The 24,021-nt window shown below is 57.1% G+C and carries 20 protein-coding genes; 15 read left to right on the forward strand and 5 right to left on the reverse strand.

Features of this window, described 5'->3' with window-relative positions; translation table 11 throughout:
- The first annotated feature begins 46 nt into the window (after positions 1–46).
- From polA to rpsA, 3 genes are all read left to right on the forward strand, one after another.
- Positions 47–2,713, forward strand: coding sequence for a DNA polymerase I (gene polA, locus FB472_RS00600; protein WP_141989208.1), 2,667 nt, complete (start codon positions 47–49; stop codon positions 2,711–2,713).
- A gap of 49 nt (positions 2,714–2,762) precedes the next feature.
- Positions 2,763–3,029: an HPr family phosphocarrier protein gene (locus FB472_RS00605; protein WP_141989209.1), complete on the forward strand. Its 267-nt coding sequence runs from the start codon at positions 2,763–2,765 to the stop codon at positions 3,027–3,029.
- A 197-nt stretch (positions 3,030–3,226) separates the two neighbouring features.
- Entirely contained in the window at positions 3,227–4,690 is a 1,464-nt protein-coding gene (gene rpsA / locus FB472_RS00610) for a 30S ribosomal protein S1 (RefSeq protein WP_021810317.1), read from the forward strand.
- A gap of 53 nt (positions 4,691–4,743) precedes the next feature.
- Here rpsA and FB472_RS00615 read toward each other — a convergent pair whose 3' ends face one another.
- Entirely contained in the window at positions 4,744–5,367 is a 624-nt protein-coding gene (locus FB472_RS00615; RefSeq protein ID WP_141989210.1) for a DUF4126 domain-containing protein, read from the reverse strand.
- 39 nt (positions 5,368–5,406) lie between these two features.
- Here FB472_RS00615 and coaE point away from each other — a divergent pair, with 39 nt between their 5' ends.
- Together coaE and uvrB are read left to right on the forward strand one after the other, a co-directional pair.
- Positions 5,407–6,024, forward strand: coding sequence for a dephospho-CoA kinase (gene coaE / locus FB472_RS00620; protein ID WP_021810315.1), 618 nt, complete (start codon positions 5,407–5,409; stop codon positions 6,022–6,024).
- 34 nt (positions 6,025–6,058) lie between these two features.
- Positions 6,059–8,131: an excinuclease ABC subunit UvrB gene (gene uvrB, locus FB472_RS00625; RefSeq protein ID WP_141989211.1), complete on the forward strand. Its 2,073-nt coding sequence runs from the start codon at positions 6,059–6,061 to the stop codon at positions 8,129–8,131.
- A 10-nt stretch (positions 8,132–8,141) separates the two neighbouring features.
- On the opposite strand, the gene FB472_RS00630 is transcribed toward uvrB, so the two are convergent.
- Positions 8,142–9,179: a glycosyltransferase gene (locus tag FB472_RS00630; protein WP_246077996.1), complete on the reverse strand. Its 1,038-nt coding sequence runs from the start codon at positions 9,177–9,179 to the stop codon at positions 8,142–8,144.
- An 82-nt stretch (positions 9,180–9,261) separates the two neighbouring features.
- Between FB472_RS00630 and uvrA the strand changes: the two genes are divergently transcribed.
- The 10 genes from uvrA to FB472_RS00680 all read left to right on the forward strand — a co-directional run bounded on the left by uvrA (position 9,262) and on the right by FB472_RS00680 (position 20,599).
- Positions 9,262–12,135, forward strand: coding sequence for an excinuclease ABC subunit UvrA (gene uvrA, locus FB472_RS00635; RefSeq protein WP_141989213.1), 2,874 nt, complete (start codon positions 9,262–9,264; stop codon positions 12,133–12,135).
- A 70-nt stretch (positions 12,136–12,205) separates the two neighbouring features.
- Positions 12,206–14,134 carry an excinuclease ABC subunit UvrC gene (gene uvrC, locus FB472_RS00640; protein ID WP_141989214.1) on the forward strand — a complete coding sequence of 643 codons (1,929 nt, stop codon included), beginning with the start codon at positions 12,206–12,208 and terminating at the stop codon, positions 14,132–14,134.
- A 12-nt stretch (positions 14,135–14,146) separates the two neighbouring features.
- Positions 14,147–15,022 (forward strand): RNase adapter RapZ, encoded by an 876-nt coding sequence (gene rapZ / locus FB472_RS00645; RefSeq protein WP_141989215.1) that lies wholly within the window; start codon positions 14,147–14,149, stop codon positions 15,020–15,022.
- A 45-nt stretch (positions 15,023–15,067) separates the two neighbouring features.
- Positions 15,068–16,048: a DNA-binding protein WhiA gene (gene whiA, locus FB472_RS00650; RefSeq protein ID WP_141989216.1), complete on the forward strand. Its 981-nt coding sequence runs from the start codon at positions 15,068–15,070 to the stop codon at positions 16,046–16,048.
- Positions 16,049–16,156: 108 nt separating this feature from the next.
- Positions 16,157–16,783 carry a superoxide dismutase gene (locus tag FB472_RS00655; RefSeq protein WP_141989217.1) on the forward strand — a complete coding sequence of 209 codons (627 nt, stop codon included), beginning with the start codon at positions 16,157–16,159 and terminating at the stop codon, positions 16,781–16,783.
- Positions 16,784–16,891: 108 nt separating this feature from the next.
- On the forward strand, positions 16,892–17,896 hold the full coding sequence (gap, locus tag FB472_RS00660; RefSeq protein ID WP_021810306.1) for a type I glyceraldehyde-3-phosphate dehydrogenase: 1,005 nt from the start codon (positions 16,892–16,894) through the stop codon (positions 17,894–17,896).
- A gap of 10 nt (positions 17,897–17,906) precedes the next feature.
- A complete protein-coding gene (locus FB472_RS00665) occupies positions 17,907–19,124 on the forward strand; it encodes a phosphoglycerate kinase (protein WP_141989218.1) in 1,218 nt (405 codons plus the stop codon).
- Complete coding sequence (gene tpiA / locus FB472_RS00670; RefSeq protein WP_141989219.1) at positions 19,112–19,909, forward strand: triose-phosphate isomerase; 798 nt, start codon at positions 19,112–19,114, stop codon at positions 19,907–19,909. Before FB472_RS00665 ends, tpiA begins: the two co-directional genes overlap by 13 nt.
- 46 nt (positions 19,910–19,955) lie before the next feature.
- On the forward strand, positions 19,956–20,204 hold the full coding sequence (secG, locus tag FB472_RS00675; RefSeq protein WP_010202547.1) for a preprotein translocase subunit SecG: 249 nt from the start codon (positions 19,956–19,958) through the stop codon (positions 20,202–20,204).
- Between the two features lie 32 nt (positions 20,205–20,236).
- Positions 20,237–20,599, forward strand: a complete 363-nt coding sequence (locus tag FB472_RS00680; protein ID WP_141989220.1) for an RNA polymerase-binding protein RbpA — start codon at positions 20,237–20,239, stop codon at positions 20,597–20,599.
- Between the two features lie 84 nt (positions 20,600–20,683).
- Here the strand turns inward: FB472_RS00680 and pgl are convergent, their stop codons facing one another.
- Genes pgl through zwf form a run of 3 tightly spaced genes read right to left on the reverse strand, consistent with a single transcriptional unit; the run spans position 20,684 to position 23,996 of the window.
- Entirely contained in the window at positions 20,684–21,487 is an 804-nt protein-coding gene (gene pgl, locus FB472_RS00685; protein ID WP_141989221.1) for a 6-phosphogluconolactonase, read from the reverse strand.
- On the reverse strand, positions 21,487–22,458 hold the full coding sequence (locus FB472_RS00690) for a glucose-6-phosphate dehydrogenase assembly protein OpcA (protein ID WP_141989222.1): 972 nt from the start codon (positions 22,456–22,458) through the stop codon (positions 21,487–21,489). Before FB472_RS00690 ends, pgl begins: the two co-directional genes overlap by 1 nt.
- Entirely contained in the window at positions 22,455–23,996 is a 1,542-nt protein-coding gene (gene zwf / locus FB472_RS00695; RefSeq protein ID WP_141989223.1) for a glucose-6-phosphate dehydrogenase, read from the reverse strand. The genes FB472_RS00690 and zwf overlap by 4 nt, the downstream gene beginning before the upstream one ends.
- Between the last annotated feature and the right edge of the window lie 25 nt (positions 23,997–24,021).

Consider the following 24,021-nt stretch of genomic DNA (forward strand, 5'->3'; position numbering starts at 1 on the left):
GCATAAAGTCGTTTTGGCTGTCGGCCGCCACGGCTAGGCTGGCTGCGTGTCGGATACCCAGAAGCCTACTCTCATGATCATTGACGGCCATTCGTTGGCCTTTCGTGCGTTTTACGCACTGCCGGTGGACAGTTTTCAGAACCGTGATGGGCAGCACACCAACGCCATCCACGGCTTCTTGTCGATGCTCATATCGCTGCTGCAGAATGAGAAACCGACGCATCTTGCGGTCGCTTTCGATATCTCGCGCTACTCGTTTCGCACTCGGGAATACCCCGAATATAAGGGCACACGCGGCGAAACACCCCCCGAGTTTGTCGGCCAGATCCCGCTGCTTGAAGAAGCACTAAAGGCGATGGGTGTGCAAACGCTGAGCAAAGAAGACTACGAAGCTGACGACATCCTCGCCACCCTAGCGAACGAAGGGGCCACGAGCGGCTATCGTGTGCTGGTCGTCTCGGGTGACCGCGATGCCATCCAGATGGTTAACGATGATGTGCTGCTGCTCTACCCCAATGCACGCGGCGTCTCAGAGCTGAAACGCTACGATCGCGACGCAGTTTTTGAACGCTACGGCGTCGAACCTCACCAATACCCTGATGTTGCTGCCCTCGTTGGTGAAACTAGCGACAACCTCATCGGTGTCGACAAGGTGGGGGAGAAGACCGCTGTTAAGTGGATCAACCTTTACGGATCTTTGGATGAGGTTCTTGCGCACGCCAAGGAAATTAAGGGCGTCGTGGGGCAGAACCTTCGCGATCAGATGGATCGCGCTGTACGCAATCGCAAGCTCAACCATCTGCTTACCGATGTTGAGCTGCCCGTGAAAGTTGCTGATCTTGATCGGCGCCCGATCGATGAAGCTGCTGTCCAGGAGGTCTTCGACCGCCTGCAATTTAAGACGCTTTTGCAACGTGTTCTCAAAATTGCCGCGACTGAGCGCGGTGATGATCCTGCAACCTCCTCGACGCCAGACAGTCCAAGAGCCGTTCCGGTCGTGCGCACGATGGTCGATGAAGAGCTGGCCAAGTGGATCGAGACGAACAGTGTGAACGGTACGAGGCCACTCGGTCTCACGATCGCGTCCATCGATGGCGCCGTCACAGGGCTTGGCCTTGCAACAGCAACCGAAACCGCTTTTGTACCGTGGGCCGCTGACCGACCCGACTACGAGGCGCTCACCACTTGGCTGGGTAGCGATGCGCCCAAGCTAATGCACTCGGCAAAGGCGCAACTCAAGATTGCTGGGGCCAATGGTCTCGACATTGCGGGAATCACCTTCGACACGATGCTCGCGGCGTGGGTTTTGAAGCCCAGCGGCAAGCCCGAAGAGCTAGAAGCGCAGGTGTACAACTATCTTGGTGAAACAGTCGAGCAGAGTGACCCCAACCAGCTTGTTCCCGAGACGGAATCGCTCAGCCCGGCGACCCTGTCTTGGTACGTCGTTCGTCTGGCGCACTACCTGACCGAGCGCCTCGATGAAGGCTCGCGCGGTGTACTCACTGACATTGAGATGCCGCTCGTTCCGGTATTCGCACAAATGGAACGCACCGGTATCGCCGTCAACCGGCAGTTGCTGAATGACCTCAGCACATCGTTAAACGAGACTGCCAGTGAGGTCGCGCGCAACGCGTTTGATGTGATTGGTCGCGAAATTAACCTGGGCAGCCCCAAGCAACTTCAAGAGGTGCTGTTCACTCAGCTGGAGATGCCGAAAACGCGGGCGAACAAGACCGGATACTCAACGGATGCCGCGAGCTTGGCCGACCTTCAAGAACAAGCGCCGCACCCGTTCCTCGACCTCCTTCTCAAGCATCGAGATGCCACGAAACTCGCCCAAATCATCACCGGGATCGAAAAGGCAATCGATGCTTCCGGTCGCGTTCACACCACCTACGAGCAGGCCGGGTCTAGTACGGGGCGCATCGCGTCGAATGATCCGAACCTGCAAAACGTGCCGATCAAGACGGCTACGGGGCGACAGATCCGCTCCGCATTCGAGGCGGGGGCAGGCTATGACACGCTGCTGACCGCCGACTACTCGCAGATCGAAATGCGTATCATGGCCCATCTGTCAGGAGACGAGGGGTTGATTCAGGCGTTCAACGAGGGTGAAGATCTCCACCGCTTCGTAGGCTCTCGCATCTTCGGTGTCGAGCCCGCCGACGTTACTGCCGAGATGCGCACGAAGGTCAAAGCAATGTCGTACGGGTTGGCCTACGGACTCAGCGCATTCGGACTCAGCAAGCAGCTGCGCATCGAAACCAGCGAAGCTAAAGCTTTGATGACTGACTACTTTGCTCGATTCGGCGCGGTACGCGACTATCTTCGCAACGTTGTCGAGCAGGCCCGTGCCGATGGGTACACGACTACGATCTTTGGTCGACGCCGCCCGTTCGGTGATCTCAACTCGAAAAATCGTGTGTTGCGGGACAACGCCGAGCGTCAAGCTCTTAATTCGCCAATCCAAGGTTCTGCCGCAGACATCCTCAAAATCGCCATGATTCGGATTGATGCCGACATTCGAAGCGAGGCGCTTGAATCGCGAATGCTGCTCCAGGTGCATGATGAACTCGTGTTTGAAATCGCTAACGGAGAACTTGAGCAGATGACGACGATTGTGCATCAGCGAATGTCCGGTGCAGCGAGTCTTTCGGTTCCGCTGGATGTTCAACTAGGAACCGGTCACAACTGGGATTCCGCAGCGCACTGAACGCATCGATTCACCGGATCGGACTGGTCACCGCCATGAAGGAGCGTATATGTCGAGGAGAACGATCACGATCGGATCAAAAGTTGGGCTACATGCTCGACCTGCGTCGATCTTTACCCATGCCGCAAAAGCCACTGGCCTGGCAGTGAGGCTCACTGACTCATCAGGTAAGACTGTGAACGCGGCCAGCATTCTGAGCGTGCTTTCGTTGGGAATTAATTGTGGCGACTCAGTGACGCTAATCTGCGATGACGAGGGTGCCGAAGCCGCGCTCGATTCCCTCTCGCAACTTCTTGAGAGCGAACTAGACCACTAGTTGAACGACTCACGGGTCATTGAAGCGAGTGAGCGACTCAGTGCGTTGTGGTTGGTTCTCTGGCTCGTGAGGCGTTAGGCTGGAGTGTCGCAATCGCGACTTCATATCCGCCTGCCTCCGGCGAACACACATTACACTTCGCCGTTGGCCCAATTGTGCGCTTTTCGAAGCGCGACCCATACCGGAGCAACTACTACATGACAATCGCAACGACCGACAAGGCGCCCAAGCAGGTCGCCATCAATGACATTGGATCTGCTGAAGATTTCCTCGCCGCGGTCGAAAAGACACTGAAGTTCTTCAACGATGGTGACCTTATCGAAGGTACCGTCGTAAAAATCGATCGTGACGAGGTCCTCCTCGACGTCGGTTACAAGACCGAGGGCGTAATTCCCTCCCGCGAACTTTCCATCAAGCACGACGTTGATCCCACTGAGGTTGTCAATGTCGGTGACACCGTTGAGGCACTCGTTCTTCAAAAAGAAGACAAAGAAGGCCGGCTCATCCTGTCGAAGAAGCGCGCACAGTACGAGCGTGCGTGGGGCGACGTTGAACTGATCAAGGAATCGGATGGCGTTGTCACCGGTTCGGTCATCGAGGTCGTCAAGGGTGGGCTCATCGTCGACATCGGACTTCGTGGATTTCTCCCCGCATCGCTCATCGAGCTGCGTCGCGTTCGTGACCTCACGCCTTACCTCGGCCAGGAGATCGAAGCCAAGATCCTCGAACTCGACAAGAACCGCAACAACGTTGTGCTCTCGCGTCGCGCCCTTCTTGAAGAGACCCAGTCGGCTAGCCGCACCTCGTTCCTCAACAACCTGGCCAAGGGTCAAGTTCGCAAGGGTGTCGTTTCCTCGATCGTTAACTTCGGTGCGTTCGTTGACCTCGGCGGCGTCGACGGTCTCGTTCACGTTTCTGAGCTCTCGTGGAAGCACATCGAGCACGCTTCAGAAGTTGTTGAAGTTGGTCAAGAAGTAACCGTTGAGATCCTTGAAGTTGACCTCGAGCGCGAGCGCGTGTCGCTGTCACTCAAAGCAACTCAGGAAGACCCATGGCAGGTATTTGCCCGCACCCACGCAATCGGACAGGTCGCGCCCGGTAAGGTCACCAAGCTCGTTCCGTTCGGTGCGTTCGTTCGCGTCGCAGACGGCATCGAGGGTCTCGTGCACATCTCTGAACTGTCGGGCAAGCACGTTGAGCTCGCAGAGCAGGTTGTCTCGGTTGGCGACGAGGTATTCGTCAAGGTCATCGACATCGACCTTGAGCGTCGCCGCATCTCGTTGAGCCTCAAGCAGGCCAACGACGGTGTTGACCCCGAGGGTACCGAGTTCGACCCGGCACTCTACGGAATGCTTACCGAGTATGACGACCAGGGCAACTACAAGTACCCCGATGGATTCGACCCTGAGACCAACGAATGGAAAGAGGGCTTCGAGTCGCAGCGCGAAAAGTGGGAGCTTGACTACGCTGCCGCTCAGGCGCGTTGGGAACAGCACAAGAAGCAGGTTGCCGCCGCCGCGATTCAGGAAGAGTCGATCAGCAGCGCACCCGCCGGGGCATCCTCGTTCTCGAACGACGAAGCTGCTGCCAGTGCAGGAGCCGGAACCCTTGCAGACGACGAGACTCTCGCCGCTCTGCGCGAGAAGTTGAGCAACAACTAATTTCTCGCTGAACCTCTGCGGCCAGTCTCCTTTGGGAGGCTGGCCACAGTCCGTTAAACGCCTGTTTGCGCGTGCAAGGAGGCGCCTGTGCGCCGAGAACGCCGAATACGCCGAATACGCCGAATACGCCGCACGATGATGACGATCAGTCCGAGAAGCGCGATAATTCCGACTACGGGCGCGATCAGAGCCATAAAGCTCAGCAGCACACTGGTGATGTCTTCAGCAGCACTGACCACCGGCGCCGCGGCGCCGGCCGTTGCCGCGTTGAGGGCGGGGCGGGCGAGCATCTTGGCTAGATGAGTCCCCAGGGCCAGAACGGCGCCGATAGCCACTGGGACCCATGCGTTTGATGAGAAAAAGGCTGCGGGGTCGGTGACCACGGCTGTCTCAGAAGCGGCGCCTGTTCCGAACGCGATGCCACCGGCCGCCGGGCGCACTAGCGTCTGAATCCAGTCGTTGATTGAGTCCACCACGGGTACTTTGTCGGCAATGACCTCAATAACCAGCAGGACTCCCAGAATTGCCAGTACCCAGGGATTCTCGAGCCAGACCCACGCCGCCGGTAACTCTACGAATTCGAAAAGTCGACCAGCCAGACCCAAGATGAGCAGCGGAATATAGGCATTCAACCCAGCTGCGATAGCCAGTCCGCTACCGGTGAGCACCTCAAGCATCCGGAGTTCCTTTCACTACGCTGAGGCTAGCATTGGGGGATGCATTTAGTAGCGCTCACCGGCGGCATCGCGTCAGGTAAATCCACGGTTGCCCAACGGTGGCGCGAGCAGGGCGCTGTGGTGGTCGATGCGGATGCGTTGGCGCGGGAAGTTGTGGCGGTCGGTTCACCGGTACTCAGCGAGATCTCGCAACGATTTGGCGCCGAGGTGGTTTCTGACGACGGAACTCTGAATCGTTCCGCTCTCGGTGCTCTAATTTTTGGTGACAGCGACGCGAGGGAAGCCCTGAATGGCATTACCCATCCTGCGATCAGCCGTCTAGCTCGCGAGCGCTTCGACGAAGCCGAGAGCCGTGATCCCGCAGCGATCATTGTCTACGACATTCCGCTGCTCGTAGAGTCGGGCCAGTCCTTGGAGCGCTTTAAGTTTGTTGTGACGGTGGAGGCTGAGCGACACGTGCGAGTCCAGCGACTGATCGACCACCGCGGAATGGCCAGGAATGAGGCGGAAGGCCGAGTAGCTTCCCAAGCAACGTCGCGCGAGCGCCGCGCGGTGGCCGACTTCGTGATCGATGCGAACGCTTCACTTGCTGAGACTCAGCATCGCGCCGATGGTGTTTGGTCTGCCATTACGGATCGGTTGCATCCGCGGCTCTGATCGCGTTGTCAGCACTCATGCCTAGAATTGAGAGATGCAGCCAACTCGCTCAGTGCGTCCGTTTGAGGTGATCAGCGAGTACTCACCCTCCGGAGATCAGCCACAGGCGATCCGCGAACTCGCGCAGAGAGTTACGGCGGGCGAGACCGACATCGTACTTCTCGGCGCCACCGGTACCGGAAAGTCAGCAACCACTGCGTGGCTGATCGAACAGGTGCAGCGCCCAACTCTGATCATGTCGCACAACAAGACGCTCGCGGCGCAGTTAACGAACGAGTTTCGTGACCTCATGCCGAACAATGCAGTCGAATACTTTGTCTCCTACTACGACTACTACCAGCCCGAAGCGTACATTCCGCAGACGGATACATTCATTGAGAAGGATTCGTCGATCAACGCCGAGGTTGAACGTCTTCGGCACTCGACAACCAACTCGTTGCTGAGTCGCCGCGACACGGTCGTTGTTTCCACGGTGTCCAGCATCTACGGCCTGGGTGCTGCAGAGTCCTACCTTGAGGCCATGATCGCTCTCCAAGTCGGCATGCGCATCGATCGCGAGACGCTCATCCGCAAATTTGTGGGTATGCAGTACCAGCGCAATGATTACGACTTCTCACGGGGCAACTTTCGTGTGCGTGGCGACACGATCGAGATCATCCCGGTGTACGAAGAGCTGGCAATTCGCATCGAGATGTTTGGCGATGAGATTGAGGCGCTGTACTCGCTTCATCCGCTCACCGGCGACATCGTCAAAAAAATGGATGCTGTGTCTGTTTTCCCAGGTACTCATTACTCCGCCAGCCCCGAAACGATCAAGACCGCGATCGTGTCGATCCAAGACGAGTTAGCTGATCGTCTGGGAGTGCTGGAGCGTCAAGGCAAGCTACTCGAAGCCCAACGTCTGAGAATGCGCACGACGTTCGACATCGAGATGATGGAGCAGATCGGATTCTGTAACGGTATCGAAAACTATTCGCTCCATATGGATGGTCGTAAACCGGGCGAGCCACCGAGTTGCCTCCTCGACTATTTTCCCGAAGACTTCCTTGTGGTGATTGACGAATCTCATGTCACAGTTCCACAGATTGGCGCCATGTACGAGGGTGATGCTTCGCGAAAGCGCACGCTTGTTGAGCACGGTTTTCGGCTGCCGAGCGCACTCGACAACCGGCCGCTCAAGTGGGAAGAGTTCTTAGAACGCGTGGGGCAAAAGGTCTACCTCTCGGCTACACCGGGCAAGTATGAGCTCGGAATCACTGACTCAATTGTTGAGCAGGTGATCAGGCCGACCGGTCTGATCGACCCACAAATCGTCGTCAAACCCTCGAAAGGGCAAATCGACGACCTTCTTGAGCAGATTACTTCCCGAGTTGAAAAGAATGAGCGGATCCTCGTTACGACGCTCACGAAAAAAATGGCGGAGGAACTCACCGAGTTCCTCTCAGAGCATGGTGTGCGAGTGCGCTATCTGCATGCTGACGTCGATACGTTGCGTCGCGTCGAGCTCCTGACGGAGCTTCGCCAGGGTGTCTACGATGTGCTCGTGGGAATTAACCTGCTTCGCGAGGGACTTGATCTTCCTGAAGTTTCGCTCGTTGCAATTCTGGATGCCGACAAGGAGGGCTTCTTGCGCTCATCGACCTCGCTCATTCAGACCATCGGTCGTGCAGCCCGAAACGTCTCCGGCGAGGTTCACATGTACGCCGATGTCGTCACCCGTTCGATGCAGTTTGCGATCGACGAAACTGATCGGCGCCGCGAGAAGCAAGTGGCTTACAACACCGAACATGGCATCGATCCGCAGCCGCTCCGAAAAAAAATTGCCGACATCACTGACGCACTTCTCCGCGAGGGCGCGGATACCGCCGAGCTACTCTCCACGCGTACGCGCGATGGCAAGAAGCGCGCACCGACTCCCCACCTTGCGCGCGAGGGCATTGCGGCGGCCGGCGGAAACGATCTGGAGCAGATCATCTCGGATCTCAACGAGCAGATGCTGCAGGCAGCATCCGAATTAAAGTTCGAACTGGCGGCGCGATTGCGTGACGAAGTGCAAGATCTTAAGAAGGAGCTCCGCCAGATGGAACAGGCTGGTCACTTGCGTTAGTGACCGTCTATTATTCGAGCGATTCGTGGAGTGCGATCATCGCTCGGTTTAGGGGCATGGCGTCGAAGGGCAGCGAACTTTGACGTGCAGCGAGTCTGCGGCTTTCTACAGAGTTCATGGCGAGTGAAACGATTGCGTTCGCGATGTGAGCCGGATCGGAGTCGGTGCTCAGACCGCCACCGAAACAAAAATCGATAGGGTGCTGAGCGGGACCGCTTGCAATGACCGGGGTGCCGGATGCGAGGGCTTCCAGTGCCAAACCATGACCGGCCGTTCCGCCCATCGTCACGAGCGCGAAGTCAGCGGTCGCAAAGACTTCAGCGCGCTCCGCGAGCGAGAGATCCTGTGCGCTGAGAAATAAAACGGGGAGTCCGCTAGCGCTTCGCTCGAGCCGAGAACGGAGTGGACCATCACCGACCACCACCAAGTGCACGTCATGACCCTGCGCGGCAAGCCGTCGTGTTGCCTCAAGGGCGCTTGACATCGCTCCGGCAACAGTGAGCGGAGCTGCACACACCACAACCAGTTCAGCGCCACTCCTATCCCGCAGTGCAGGGTTGTGGCGCAGCGGGGTGAAGATTTCAATGTCAACGCCCTGGGGTATCGCAGCCGCTTTATTTTCCGCTGTCCGAGCAGGCGAGGACTCTTCAGTCCGGGAGTTGTGCACCACTATGTCGTAGGAGGCGAGTGCTCCATCGGTGAACCAATCAGCGGGAATCTCTTCAGCAAAAAGCACAGCTGGCACCTGATTTTCGCGCGCCCACACTCCTAGCTGACGAAAGCTGAGGCGATCTGCCACCTCAAGGCGGTCAGGCACTAGCCGATCAATCGCGCGACGAATCGCGAGGGGGATGGGAACAAATCCCCGGCGAAGCGCGGCTCGACGCGCAGCAACAGTGATCACAGTGCCGTATTCGGTCCAGGTGACAGCTGACACCGTACCTGGCACAATTACCGAGAACTCGTGTCCCGCCGATCGGTAGGCGATACCGCGTGCGCGAACCGCGCTTGAGGGCGTGAGCGCCGACAGTGAGTAAAAGCTTGTCACGTGCGCAATGTGCATCTGCTCATTATGGCGTGCACGCGGCAAACGTTCAGCCAATGTCAGTGTTCTCCGTAGAATAGTAAGAGTGACTACACCACAGTCGATACCCAATTCTCACCTCAGCGTCCGCGGCGCTCGAGTCCACAATCTCAAGAATGTTGACCTCGAAATACCCCGCAACTCTCTTGTCGTATTTACCGGACTCTCCGGGTCTGGCAAGTCGAGCCTCGCCTTCGATACGATCTTCGCTGAAGGACAGCGCCGCTACGTTGAGTCTCTCTCTGCATACGCGCGCCAATTTCTCGGTCAGGTCGACCGCCCAGATGTTGACTTCATTGAGGGCTTGAGCCCGGCAGTATCCATCGACCAAAAATCGACGAACCGTAACCCGCGTTCGACCGTAGGCACGATCACTGAGATTTACGATTACATGCGCCTCTTATGGGCACGTATCGGCGTTCCGCACTGCGCTGTGTGTGGCGAAAAAATCGAGCGCCAGTCGGTGCAGCAGATCGCGGATCAGCTCATGAAGTTAGACAGCGGCACCCGGTATCAAGTGGTCAGCCCCGTTGTTTCGCAGAAGAAGGGCGAGTTCGTCGACCTCTTCGCAGAGCTTGCGTCGAGTGGATACTCACGAGCAATCGTTGACGGTGAGGTCGTTCAGTTGAGTGATCCGCCCAAGCTCAAAAAGCAGTACAAGCACGACATTTCTGTGGTTGTTGACCGCCTCGTTGCCAGTGATGACATCCTTACGCGTCTCACTGACTCGCTTGAAACGGCGCTGCGACTGACCGATGGAACCGTCGCAATTAATTTCGTAGACGAAGAGGGGAATGCCGCGTGGCGATCGTTCTCAGAGAAGTTGTCCTGCCCGAATAACCACCCCGTCCAGCTCACCGAAATTGAGCCACGAACGTTCTCGTTCAACGCACCGTTCGGCGCCTGCCCCGAGTGCTCGGGTCTGGGTACGCGTATGTCGATCGACCCCGACCTTCTCATCGCCGACGACTCGGTGAGCCTGTCCGAGGGCGCAATCCTGCCGTGGGCGAACTCAGGTAAGGGCCTCTACAACTATTTTGAGAAACTTCTTGGCGGCTTAGCCAACGATCTCGATTTTTCGCTCGATACCCCGTGGGGCGAGCTCCCCGAAGATGTTCGCGACGCGATCCTCACGGGCAACAATTTCAAGGTTTCGGTGAAGTGGAAGAACCGTTACGGCCGAGAGATGAAGTACTCGACCGGCTTCGAAGGGGTAATCCCGTACATCGAGCGCAAGTACCTGGAGGCTGAGACTGACGTTCAGCGTCAGCGTCATGCCGCCTATCTGCGTGAAATTCCGTGTCCCGTGTGCCAGGGTAAGCGGCTCAAGCCTGAAGTGCTCGCGGTGACCGTAGCTGACCGCAGCATTTCAGATATTTGTGAGTTGAGCCTCATCGATGCTTATGGCTTCATGAACGGCGTCACTCTCTCGGAGCGTGATGCACGCATCGCCGCCCAGGTACTGCGCGAGATTCGACTTCGGCTGGAGTTCCTGGTCGAGGTCGGCTTGAGCTACCTCAACCTCGCGCGAGCAGCGGCCACCCTGAGTGGTGGTGAAGCCCAGCGCATCCGCTTAGCAACCCAGATCGGTTCTGGTCTCACTGGCGTTCTCTATGTCCTCGACGAGCCCAGCATCGGTCTTCACCAGCGAGACAATCGTCGATTGATCGAGACCCTCGTCAAACTGAAGAATCTCGGTAATACCCTTATTGTCGTCGAGCATGACGAAGACACCATCCGCACCGCAGACTGGATCGTTGACATTGGTCCGGGTGCAGGTGAACACGGTGGTGAGGTTGTTCACTCGGGGTCGTATGTCGACTTACTGAAGAATACGAAGTCGATCACCGCGGACTACCTTTCGGGTCGTAAAGCTATTGAGACTCCCAAGAAGCGTCGAACGATTGATCGCGAACGGCAGGTCGTTGTCGAGGGGGCACGAGCAAATAACCTCAAGAACGTGACGGCAAAATTTCCGCTCGGCACGTTTACCGCCGTGACGGGCGTGAGCGGATCCGGCAAATCAAGCCTTGTGAACGACATTCTTTACAAGGTACTCGCGAACGAGCTCAACGGTGCCCGACAGATCCCGGGTAAACACACTCGGGTCACTGGGCTCGAGAACCTCGACAAGGTGGTGCATGTTGACCAGAACCCCATCGGTCGCACTCCGCGGTCAAACCCAGCAACGTATACGGGTGTTTTCGACAAAATTCGTACGCTTTTTACAGAGACGGCGGATGCCAAAGCTCGCGGCTATCTTCCCGGACGCTTCAGTTTCAATGTGAAGGGTGGCCGCTGCGAGAACTGCTCCGGTGATGGAACAATCAAGATTGAGATGAACTTCCTGCCCGACGTTTATGTGGCCTGCGAAGTCTGTGGCGGTGCTCGTTATAACCGCGACACGCTCGCGGTGAAATACAAGTCGAAGAACATTGCCGAAGTGCTCGACATGCCGATTAGTGAAGCTGCTGAGTTCTTCGAAGCTATTTCGAGCATTCACCGCTATCTCAAGACGCTGGAAGAGGTTGGGCTTGGCTATGTGCGACTCGGTCAAAGTGCCACGACACTGTCTGGTGGGGAGGCGCAGCGAGTCAAGCTTGCCACGGAACTGCAGAAACGATCGATGGGGCGCAGCATCTATGTGCTCGACGAGCCAACAACGGGTCTACATTTCGAGGATGTACGCAAACTGCTCTTGGTGCTCAATGGGCTAGTTGACAAGGGAAATACTGTCATTGTTATCGAACATAATCTTGATGTGATCAAGTCTGCAGATTGGATCATCGACCTCGGACCCGAAGGTGGTGCTGGCGGGGGCGAGTTGTTGTTCACGGGCACGCCAGAAAAACTCGCAAAGGCGAAGGACAGCCACACCGGCCAGTTTCTCGCAGAGGTGCTCAGTGGAAACCGTGTCTAGTCTGAGTGGTGTCGATGTCTTCGGTATCGCAGCGTAAGCGATAACCGGGTGAAAAGCAAAGGGGAGTCGGATGGCTGAGACGGTCAGTTGGCGCCCACGTGCGGCCGACATTCCTGCGCAGCCCGGTGTCTACCGTTTCACTGACGAACGCGCGCGCGTGCTTTATGTTGGCAAAGCGAAGAACCTACGTTCTCGGCTCAGCAACTACTTTGCGCCGTTGTCGTCCTTGCACGAACGAACTCGCCGCATGGTGCTCTCCGCCACGAATGTCGAATGGACAATTGTCGGCAATGATTTCGAAGCGCTGCAACTCGAATACACCTGGATCAAAGAGTTCGACCCGCCCTTCAACGTTCAATACAAAGACGATAAGTCCTATCCGTACCTTGCGATAACGATGGGGGATGACGTACCTCGCGTGCTGGTAACGCGAAATCGCAATCTACCGAATGCTCGCTACTTCGGTCCATACTCTCGAGCGTGGGCCATCCGCGACACCGTCGATGTCATGCTCAAGGCTTTTCCGATGCGCAGCTGTTCACAGTCGGTGTACAAGCGGGCCCAGCAAACAGGTCGACCGTGCCTTCTGGGGGACATCGGAAAGTGTGCTGCACCGTGTGTTGGGCGCGTCACTCTTGAGGAACACAAATCGATTGCACTCGACTTTGCCTCGTTCATGGCAGGCAACGACTCGCGGATGCTCAAATCGATCCGTGAACGGATGGCCCGCTCAGCGGCAACCCAAGATTACGAGTCTGCCGCCCGCTATCGGGACCAAATCGGCGCGATGGAGACCGCCCTAGCGAAGAACCAGATCGTTCTTTCGGACGATGTCGACGCAGACTTTTTCGGGATTGCTCATGACGAGCTTGCGGCAGCCGTGCAACAGTTCGTGGTGCGCGGTGGCCGGATTCGCGGGGTTCGTGGCTGGGTTGTCGACAAAGAACTTGATGTCGATCTTGGCGGGCTCGTCGAGTCGGTACTTCAGAATGCTTATGACGACACATCTCCTCCTCGGGATGTTCTTGTTCCTGCTCTGCCGGAGGACAGCACAGTGCTGGAGGAGTGGTTGGCTCAACGCCGGAGGCTAGGCGCCCGAGTGAGATTGCGCGTTGCTCAACGCGGCGAGAAGGCAGCCTTGGCACAGACCGTCGAAACCAACGCAAAGAACGCTTTGCTGCTGTATAAGTCAAAACGCAGTGGCGATTTTGTCGCACGGTCGCAAGCGTTGGCCGATATTCAGGAGGCTTTGGGCATGACCGAAGCGCCTTTGCGCATGGAGTGCTTCGATGTTTCCCATCTCTCGGGCACAAATGTCGTTGCCTCTATGGTGGTCTTTGAGGATGGCCTGCCCAAAAAACAGCACTATCGGCGCTTCAATATCGGTGAAACCACTGATGACACTGACTCGATTTATCAAGTTCTCAAGCGTCGGCTCGCGTACCTTGCGGCAGGCTCCGCGGTCCCGGATGCTGCCGCCGCGGAGTTGCTAGTGGGCACGAACGAGGAGATGCAGGTCGACGCTGTTGAGCCACCTGCGGCTTCGGCCAAGTTCGCCTATCCACCCCAACTTCTATTGGTGGACGGGGGCCAGCCTCAGGTGTCAGCTGCGCAACGGGCGCTCGAAGAGTCTGGCGTATCCGGTATTCAACTCGCAGGAATTGCGAAACGGCTCGAAGAGATTTGGTTGCCCAACTCTGATTTCCCGGTTATCCTTCCGCGCAATAGTGATGCTCTTTTCCTCATCCAGCGGTTGAGAGATGAGGCCCATCGTTTCGCAATCGCCCACCAGCGGCAGCGTCGATCTCGAGATGTCTCTTCGGTTCTCGTGACAGTTCCGGGCCTAGGTCCAGCGCGAATTAAAGCGATTCTTCAGCATTTTGGATCTGTGGCGCGACTGAGAACTGCCTCGGTTGAGGAGATTATTCAGGTTCCTGGAGTTGGCGCCTCAACTGCCGCGGCAATCGTTGAGAAGCTCACACGACCCGACCTCGGGTAGTCTTGGATTACCATGGAACCCGTTACCGAACAGCAAGAGATGCTCATCGTGACCGGTATGTCAGGTGCCGGCAGATCGACTGTAGGAAACACGCTAGAAGATCTTGGCTGGTACGTGGTTGATAATCTTCCTCCCCAAATGTTGCTTCCCCTGGTGGACCTCGCTCATCGTGCGGGTGACTCGTTGCCTCGAGTGGCTGCGATCATCGATGTCCGCGGCGGCAAGCGATTCTCAGATGCCCAAGACGCAATCCAGTCGCTTCGCGCATCAACCTCGCTGAGGGTTCTATTTCTTGACGCCGAAGACGCGGCATTAGTGCGCCGTTTTGAGCAGGTAAGACGACCGCACCCACTTCAGGATGACGGCACACCACTCGATGGAATTGCTGCGGAACGTATCCGGATGGCCGAAATTCGCTCCAGCAGCGACATCATCATAGACACCACCGATCTCAACATTCACCAGCTCGCAACGACGATCGTCGAGAAGTTCGCTACAGAGAATGACGCGGGCCTACGTATTACTATCGAGAGCTTCGGGTTTAAATATGGACTTCCCGCTGATGCCGATATGGTGGCTGATTGCAGGTTCTTGCCGAATCCTTTTTGGGTTCCCGAGCTCAAGGCCCTAGATGGCCTCGATGAGCGCGTGCGAGCGTATGTGGTCGGAGCAGCGGGAGCCCAAGAGTTTGTCGCAGACTATGCGCGAGCGCTTGAACCCGTTTTTGCGGGCTACCAGCGTGAGAATAAGCGGCACGCAACGATCGCGATCGGCTGTACCGGTGGAAAACATCGATCAGTGGCGATTGCAGAAGAACTTTCAGCTATTTTGAGCGGCTTGCCCGGAGTTGCTGTCAATATCAAACATCGGGATCGCGGACGAGAGTAGATTACTCATCCATGAAGACCGCCACCGTGGAAGGAAGGCCAGTTAGTGGGACTAACTGCTGAAGTCAAAGACGAGTTGGCACGAATTCAGGTGGGCAAGACGACCGAGCGTGCTGCTGAACTTGCAACAATCTTGCGTTTCTCGGGCGGACTGCATCTGATCTCTGGACGTATTGCCGTTGAGTCTGAGCTGGAAACCGAACTTCTTACGCGTCGAGTACGCCGCGATATTGCTGAACTCTATGGGGTGCGATCCGAAGTATCTCGTGTTGCGTCATCTGGCGGGCGGCGCTCCAACAGTCTTCTCGTCCGGGTTCTCGATGGGGGAGAAACCCTGGCACGCCAAACAGGTTTGCTCGATGCGCGGCGGCGACCCATACGCGGTCTGCCAAACCGTGTAACGACAGGAGGGCGCGGCGAACTTGCTGCTGTCTGGCGGGGTGCTTTTCTCGCGGCAGGCTCGCTCACCGACCCTGGTCGATCGGCGGCACTCGAGGTCACGTGTCCGGGAAACGAAGCAGCGATGGCGCTTGTCGGCGCTGCTGGCCGACTTCGTGTCGCAGCAAAAGCTCGCGAAGTTCGGGGTGTACACCGGGTTGTTGTTCGCGATGGCGAAGCGATCAGTACGATGCTCACCATCATGGGCGCCGAGACCACCGTCATTAGCTGGAATGAGTTGCGTCAGCGCCGAGAGGTTCGAGCAACAGCAAACCGTCTGGTGAATTTTGATGATGCGAACCTGCGTCGTTCGGCTCAGGCGGCAGTCGCCGCTTGCTCGCGTGTCGAGCGCGCACTGGAGATCTTGGGCGACGACGTTCCCAAGCATCTTCGCTACGCTGGCGAACTTCGTCTAAGCCATCGCGATTCAAGCTTGGATGAGCTTGGACACCACGCTGACCCTCCGATGACCAAAGATGCCGTCGCCGGCCGCATTCGACGACTCTTGGCAATGGCCGATAAGCGAGCGAGCGATCTTGGGGTGGCAGGAACGGATGCAAACTTGCCATCTGAGATGGAGGAAGCATAGCGTTCCTGGCAGACGACGCGAGTCTCCGACGTACGTGGTTAGACTGGAAGTATCCCGCCTGCGTGGCTTGCCAGCCGCGCAGGATTCACGATTCTAGGAGGACTTCCGATGGCTGAATACACCCTTCCCGAACTTTCATACGATTACTCGGCGCTTGAGCCGAGTATCAGCGCCACGATCATGGAGTTGCACCACAGCAAGCATCATCAGGCCTACGTTACTGGCGCAAATGCGGCGATCTCGGGCCTTGCAGAAGCTCGGGATTCTGGAGATCTTTCCAACGTAAACAAGCTTGAAAAGGATCTCGCTTTCAACCTCGGTGGACACGTTAACCACTCGGTTTTCTGGACGAACATGTCACCGAACGGGGGAGACAAGCCAACAGGTGATCTCCAGAGCGCGATCAACGATCATTTCGGATCATTCGACAAATTCACCGCGCACTTCACTGCAACTGCGCTGGGCGTCCAAGGGTCTGGGTGGGCAGTGCTCGCCTGGGACTCCATTGGTGAGCGCTTGATCATTGTGCAGTTCTTCGACCAGCAGGGCAACCTTCCCGCAGGAATCGTGCCGCTGCTGATGCTTGATGTCTGGGAGCACGCGTACTACCTCGACTACAAGAATGTCCGTGCTGACTACGTCAAGGCGTTCTGGAACATCGTTGACTGGGCCAACGTTCAAGACCGCTTCAGCGCCGCGCGCTCAAAGACAAACGGTCTGCTGCTACTCTCGTAGCGGCATCGTGGCCGGGTTAGGCCCCGGCTTAAGTCCTGTCTCCGCTAAATGTATTACCCCACCACTACAGTACGACGCGTCCTAGACGCCTGATTTTCTGGAGCAACAGTGAGCGTAAAAATCGGTATTAATGGTTTCGGTCGAATCGGTCGCAACTTCTTTCGAGCGGCCTCGGCCAACAGCAACATCGAAATCGTCGCGGTCAACGATTTGACAGACAACGAGACTCTCGCGCATCTCCTCAAGTACGACACGATCACCGGCCGTCTCGATGCCGAGGTAACTTTTGATGACGATCAGATCGTTGTTAACGGAACTGCGATTAAGGTCTTTGCTGAGCGCGACCCCGCAAATCTTCCGTGGGGCGAGCTGGGTGTCGACATTGTAATCGAGTCAACCGGCCACTTCACGAAGTCAGTCGACGCCTCCAAGCACATCACCGCCGGAGCTAAGAAAGTGATTGTTTCCGCTCCGGCAACGGGTCATGGAGTGGCAACTGTCGTACTCGGTGTCAACGAGGGCGACTACGACCCCACCGTGCATAACATCATTTCAAACGCATCGTGCACTACCAACTGCCTCGCACCGCTAGCAAAAGTGTTCATGGATAGTTTCGGAATTGATTCCGGATTCATGACAACGGTTCACGCGTACACCTCTGATCAGAATCTCCAGGACGGGCCGCACAGGGACTTGCGCCGAGCCCGCGCTGCTGCGCAGAACGTGATCCCCACCTCGACCGGTGCTGCAAAGGCTCTCGGCGTGGTGATTCCCGAGCTAGTCGGCAAGCTGGATGGCTACGCGCTGCGCGTTCCCGTGATCACTGGATCGATCACCGACCTGACGATTACTACGTCTTCCGAGGTTACGGTCGAACAGGTAAATGCAGCGTACAAGGCTGCAGCTGAGGGTCCGCTTAAGGGCATCCTCAAGTACACCGAAGACGAGATCGTATCGAGCGATATCGTCGGCGACCCCCATTCGTCGATCTTTGATGCCGGGCTCACTAAGGTCATCGGCAATCAAGTGAAGGTCGCATCGTGGTACGACAACGAGTGGGGTTACTCTAGCCGCCTCGTCGATATCGCTGAGTACGTCGGCGATCGACTCTAACCCCACGAAAATGAGCTTTAGAACTCTTTCAGCACTTCCAGATCTTCGTGGAAAACGGGTCATCGTGCGCTGTGACCTTAATGTTCCTCTGAAAGATGGACAGATCACCGACGATGGTCGCATCCGTGCGTCCCTGCCGACCCTGAATATGCTCCTTAATAAGGGCGCTCGAGTCGTCGTTGTTTCGCATCTCGGCCGTCCCGGCGGTGAACCGAAGGCGCATTACAGTCTAGAGCCAGTCGCCCACCGGCTTTCGGAGCTTCTCGGAAAGGCTGTCGCCTTCGCCGAGGACACCGTTGGCGATTCCGCAGAACAGGCTGTTGCAGAACTCGCAGACTGTGGGATAGCGCTGCTAGAGAATTTGAGGTTCAATCCCGGTGAAACCTCCAAGTCAGAGACAGAACGCGAAGAGTTTGCGTCACAACTTGCTCGTTTCGGCGATGTGTTTGTCTCTGACGGTTTCGGTGTAGTTCACCGCAAGCAGGCAAGCGTGTTTGAGCTTGCAAAGATCTTGCCAAGTGCTGCCGGTTTGCTTATCGAGACCGAACTTGACGTACTCGAGCGACTAATGGTTACCCCAGAGCGGCCGTACACAGTCGTTCTGGGAGGCTCCAAGGTCTCCGACAAACTCGACGTCATCGGCTCTCTGCTTCCCCGAGTTGATTCGCTCCTGGTTGGTGGCGGCATGCTTTTCACTTTTCTTGCGGCTCAGGGACACAAGGTCGGGGCGAGCTTGCTTGAGACGGAGCAGCTAGATACGGTTACTCGGTATTTAGAACAGGCGCGAGAGCTCGGTGTGGAGATCATCCTCCCCACCGATGTGGTTGTAGCCGAAGCTTTCGGTGCTGACGCGGCTCATGAGGTAGCTGCTGCCGATCAGATCGAGAATACCGAATTTGGGTCCGGCGGAATTGGCCTCGACATTGGGCCCGACACTGCGGCACGATTCGCGGAGGTCGTGAGATCATCCAAGACGGTATTCTGGAACGGACCGATGGGAGTCTTTGAATTCCCGGCATTTGCTGCGGGTACTGAAGCAATAGCCAAGGCACTTGCCGAGACCGACGGGTTTGGAGTCGTCGGCGGCGGCGACTCGGCGGCCGCGGTGCGGGCGTTAGGGTTTGACGACGACCAGTTTGGTCACATTTCTACGGGCGGTGGAGCCAGCCTCGAATTTCTCGAAGGTAAGCCACTACCCGGACTGGAGGTACTCGGATGGCAAAGCTAAAGCGTGTTCCATTGATCGCCGGAAACTGGAAGATGAATCTCGACCATCTTCAGTCCATTGCTTTCGTGCAGAAATTAGCATGGACCCTCAAGGATGCAAATCACGATTTTGGTTCCGATGGTGCTGAAGTTGTCGTGTTCCCCCCGTTCACTGATTTACGCTCCGTGCAGACGCTCGTCGCAGCAGACAAGCTCAGGGTGCGTTTCGGCGGTCAAGACCTATCCGAACACGATTCAGGCGCGTATACGGGGGAGATTTCGGGGGCCTTTCTCTCCTCGCTCGATTGTCGTTACGTTTTGGTCGGTCACTCCGAGCGTCGCACGATGCATGGAGAGACAGATGAGCAGCTCTCAAGAAAAGTTACCGCAGCGATTAGGCACGGGCTTGTTCCCGTCCTATGCGTTGGAGAAACTGCCGATGACCTCGAACAGCACGGGCCGAGCGCTGTTCCTGTCGCCCAACTCAAGGCCGGGCTCGCAGGAATCTCTGGTGAACCGGAGATCGTCGTTGCGTACGAGCCGGTGTGGGCGATCGGCTCAGGAAAGGCGGCCACACCTGAACAGGCCGAGCAGGTCGCCGGGCGCCTCCGCGAGACTCTTGCAGAGGTAGTTGGAGAGAATGTAGCCGCAGCAACCCGAATCCTGTACGGCGGTTCGGTAAAGTCGGCGAACATTGCTAGTTTGATGAGGGAGCCCAATATTGACGGCGCACTCGTCGGTGGCGCGAGCCTTGAGGTTGCGGAATTTGCAAGCATTTCGCGCTTCTCCAAGCACGTCGGCACCTAGACGTTATACTGTTCGAGGCCTGTACGGCCTGTTCGAAAGGTTTTTTGTGGAAATTCTCCAGGTTGTGTTGCAGGTACTGCTCGGTATTACGAGTCTGCTGCTCACACTTCTCATCCTGCTCCACCGCGGTCGCGGTGGAGGCCTCTCCGATATGTTCGGCGGGGGAGTAACGTCCAACCTCGGTGCTTCGGGAGTTGCCGAGCGCAACCTGAACCGCATCACCGTGATCCTCGGTGTGGTATGGATCAGTTGCATCGTCGTGCTGGGGCTCATTACCAAGTTTGACGGCGCTTAGAAACCTTCATCCTCACTAGACAAGGGAACACAGTGGTATCAGGCGGTAGTGCAATTCGCGGGTCGCGCGTTGGTGCGGGTCCCATGGGCGAACAAGATCGTGGCTTTCATGCTGAGCGTGTTCGAGTTTCTTACTGGGATGCACTCGGCAACGAAACAGTTCGCTCTTTTGCAGCCAACCTCCCCGAAGAGGAAATACCTGAGACGATCGACTCTCCCTCATCAGGCCTCCCCGCAGGGCGAGACAAGGAGAATCCGCCGACGGTCGCGAAGCTCGCTCCCTACAAAACCCATCTTGCATACGTGAAAGAGCGTCGCAGCGATGAAGAGGCTGCTGAGTTGCTTGAAGAGGCGCTTCTCCAGCTTCGCACTCGTCGCGGAACCGTAACTTCCTAGCAGGCATTGACAGGTGGTGGCCCCAACTGAATCTGTCGGGGCCGCTAGCTATTTAAGCCGTGGAATGCACCACGCTGGCGGTGACTAATGCTCGTCGGTCGAGTCAGCGCTGGTCCAAAACTGTCCGGGATCGATCAAAGAGTCCGGAACCTGAGCCGCTGCTTCAGAGTCAACGAAAAACAGTGTCTTTCGGCGGCCCTCGAGACCCGCGGCGGGAACCTCGTTGTAGCTTGCCCCCGCAAGTGTCAGGCCCAGAGCGGAAGCCTTGTCACTGCCGGCGACTACCGCCCAGATACGCACCGATGAGTTCAGCACGGGAAGGGTCAAACTCAATCGCTCATCTGGAGGCTTCGGGGAATTGCGAACAGCGATGACCGTGCGCTCGGTCTCGCGAATGCCTTCACGTTCCGGAAAAAGCGAGGCAATATGTCCATCCGGCCCGACGCCCAAAAAAACAATGTCAAAGTGCGGATAGGTGCCGAAGCGTGTGGAATGTTGTGCGAGTTCGTGCGAATATGCTGCAGCTGCATCATCCAAGCCCAGTCCTGAGTCTGAAGCCGCAAAGGAATGCACACGTTCGGGGTCGACGGCCACGTGGTCGAGCAGTGCTGCACGGGCTTGCACATCATTGCGCTCGCCATCTCTCGCCGGTAACCAACGTTCGTCACCCCACCAGAAATTCACCCGAGACCAATCTACCGCATCACGTTTCGGGGAACTATTGATTGCGTCGAGTACAGCCTGCCCCATGGTGCCACCGGTCAGCACAATTGTTGCCTCATCAAATTCCGCGATAATCTGAGGCACTTTGTTGAGAAACCGTTCAGCCACCGCATGAGCGAGTTCTGGTTTGGACGAATGGACAATTGCTCGGCGTTCGTTGCTCACTAGTTGGTCGCTTTCGTTAGGGCGCCCGGGTTTGTGTCCGCCATCCCACTCACCCCGCGGCGAACAACGTCGCCGAAGAGGCTGTCGGGGTCCAGACGTCGTAGTTCTTCTGCGAGGCAGTCGCGCAAGCTCCGCCGCGGCATCGAGATGTCGTGGACTGGTTGATTCGGTTGCGTCAGTGTTGCGATGCTCGCAAGATTCCGTTCCAAGGTGATGGTGCCCGAATTCCGTTCCAAAATGACCGAGTGAATTCCGGTCGGTACGGGTGAACCTTCGGCGACGAGCAGTGAGACTTCCACGTGAAGCTGCATCTGCAACCAGGCGGCTAATAGCAGCGTAGATGGTGAGTCGGCAGCACCACTCACTGATACTGCGCTGATTGGTTCGAAGGGTGGCTGGTCGAGAACGGCGGCAAGTTGAGCGCGCCAGAGGGTAAGTCGAGTCCACGCGAAGTCGGTATCGCCAGGAACGTATGTTTCACACATTCTGTGCATCGCATTGAGCGGTCGAACACTGGCCGCTGCGTCGGTGATGCGACGCTGAGCGATCCGTCCCAAGGGGGACTCGGAGGCGTTTGCTGGAGCCTCACCGGGCCACCAAGCGACGACTGGTGCATCCGGCAACAGCAGACCGGTGATCAGACTTTCTTGATCGAGGGCAGCGTCCCCGTATGCGGTGACCACGACCACCTCGCTCGCGCCCGCATCGCCACCGACACGAATCTGAGCGTCGACTCGCGATTCGCGTGTGCGCTCTAATTCGGAGGTACTGGTCGAGACAACCAGCACGCGCATCGGATGTTCACGTGAGGCATCATTGGCGGCAGCGATCGCCTCTTCTTCGTTTCCCAGTTCTGTGGCGATCACCAAGGTCAGCACGCGGCCCAATGCAACAGCACCGCCGTCTTCGCGGATGCGGACGAGTGCCTTCGATATCTTCGCCGATGTAGTGTTTGGCAGATCAACGATCATGGTCGTCTCCAGACTCGTCCGTCGCGCTCCATCAGGTCATCTGCAGACTTCGGGCCCCACGTGCCCGGGCGATACTGCTCCGGTGCACCCTGCGTTTCCCAGAATTCCTCGATGGGGTCAAGAATCTTCCAACTCAGCTCCACCTCTTCGTGACGGGGAAACAGCGGAGGGTCACCGAGTAGTACATCGAGGAGCAGTCGCTCATAGGCTTCCGGGCTCGCTTCGGTGAACGCATGTCCGTAGCCGAAATCCATGGTGACATCGCGCACGTGCATCTCAGCGCCGGGAACCTTGGAGCCGAAACGAATTGTTACTCCCTCGTCAGGTTGCACGCGAATGACGAGCGCGTTCTGGCCCAAAGCTGACGTGCGGCTTTCTTCGAACAGATACTGCGGCGCACGTTTGAACACGACGGCGATTTCGGTGACCCGGCGCCCGAGTCGTTTACCGGCGCGCAGGTAGAACGGTACGCCCGCCCAGCGTCGCGTGCCGATGTCCAAACGAATTGCAGCATAGGTTTCCGTGGTTGATTTAGGGTTCATGCCCTCTTCGTCAAGGAAGCCTTCTACTTTTTCGCCGCCCTGCCAACCGCCGGTGTACTGGCCACGGGCGGTGTGCTTGGAGAGATCGTGTGGCAGGCGAACGGCCGAGAGCACTTTTTCCTTCTCGGCGCGGAGATCCGCAGCATCAAAAGACACCGGCTCTTCCATCGCGGTCAGTGCAAGAAGCTGCAAGAGGTGGTTTTGGATGACGTCACGGGCTGCACCGATTCCATCGTAGTAACCAGCCCGGCCACCAACTCCAATGTCTTCCGCCATTGTGATCTGAACATGATCGACGTGGTGGGAATTCCACAGTGGTTCGTAGAGTTGATTGGCGAACCGCAAGGCCAGAATATTCTGCACTGTTTCTTTGCCGAGGTAGTGGTCGATTCTAAAGACGCTGTCTGGGGGAAACACTGACTCGACCACGTCGTTGAGCTCGCGGGCCGTCGTCAAGTCGCTGCCGAACGGCTTCTCGATGACTACTCGACGCCACTGGCCATTAGTCTGTTTCGCTAAGCCAGAGTTGCGCAGTTGCTCGGTGACCTGCGGGAAGGACTTGGGCGGAATCGAGAGGTAAAAGGCGTGGTTGCCCATAGTGCCACGATCACGATCGAGCTCATCCAGCGTTGACTTCAAGCGTTCGAATGCGGCAGCGTCGTCGAATTCACCCTGGACAAAACGGATTCCTTGAGTGAGTTGTTTCCAGACGTCTTCATCGAAGGGAGTTCGCGCATACTGCTTTACCGCGTCATGAACGACCTTTTCGAAATCTTGATCTTGCCAGTCTCGTCGCGCGAAGCCCACGAGTCCAAAGCCTGGCGGAAGCAGCCCGCGATTGGCGAGGTCGTAAACGGCTGGCATCAACTTTTTGCGGGACAAGTCACCGGTCACACCAAAAATCACAAGCCCGCTGGGGCCAGCAATACGGTTTAGCCTACGGTCCGAACTCAGGCGGAGCGGGTTGACGTCGGCGCTGATTTCAACGGGGGGCATACTTCTCCTCTAAATCCAGCACGAA

Source organism: Rhodoglobus vestalii (assembly GCF_006788895.1).
Lineage (GTDB): Bacteria > Actinomycetota > Actinomycetes > Actinomycetales > Microbacteriaceae > Rhodoglobus > Rhodoglobus vestalii.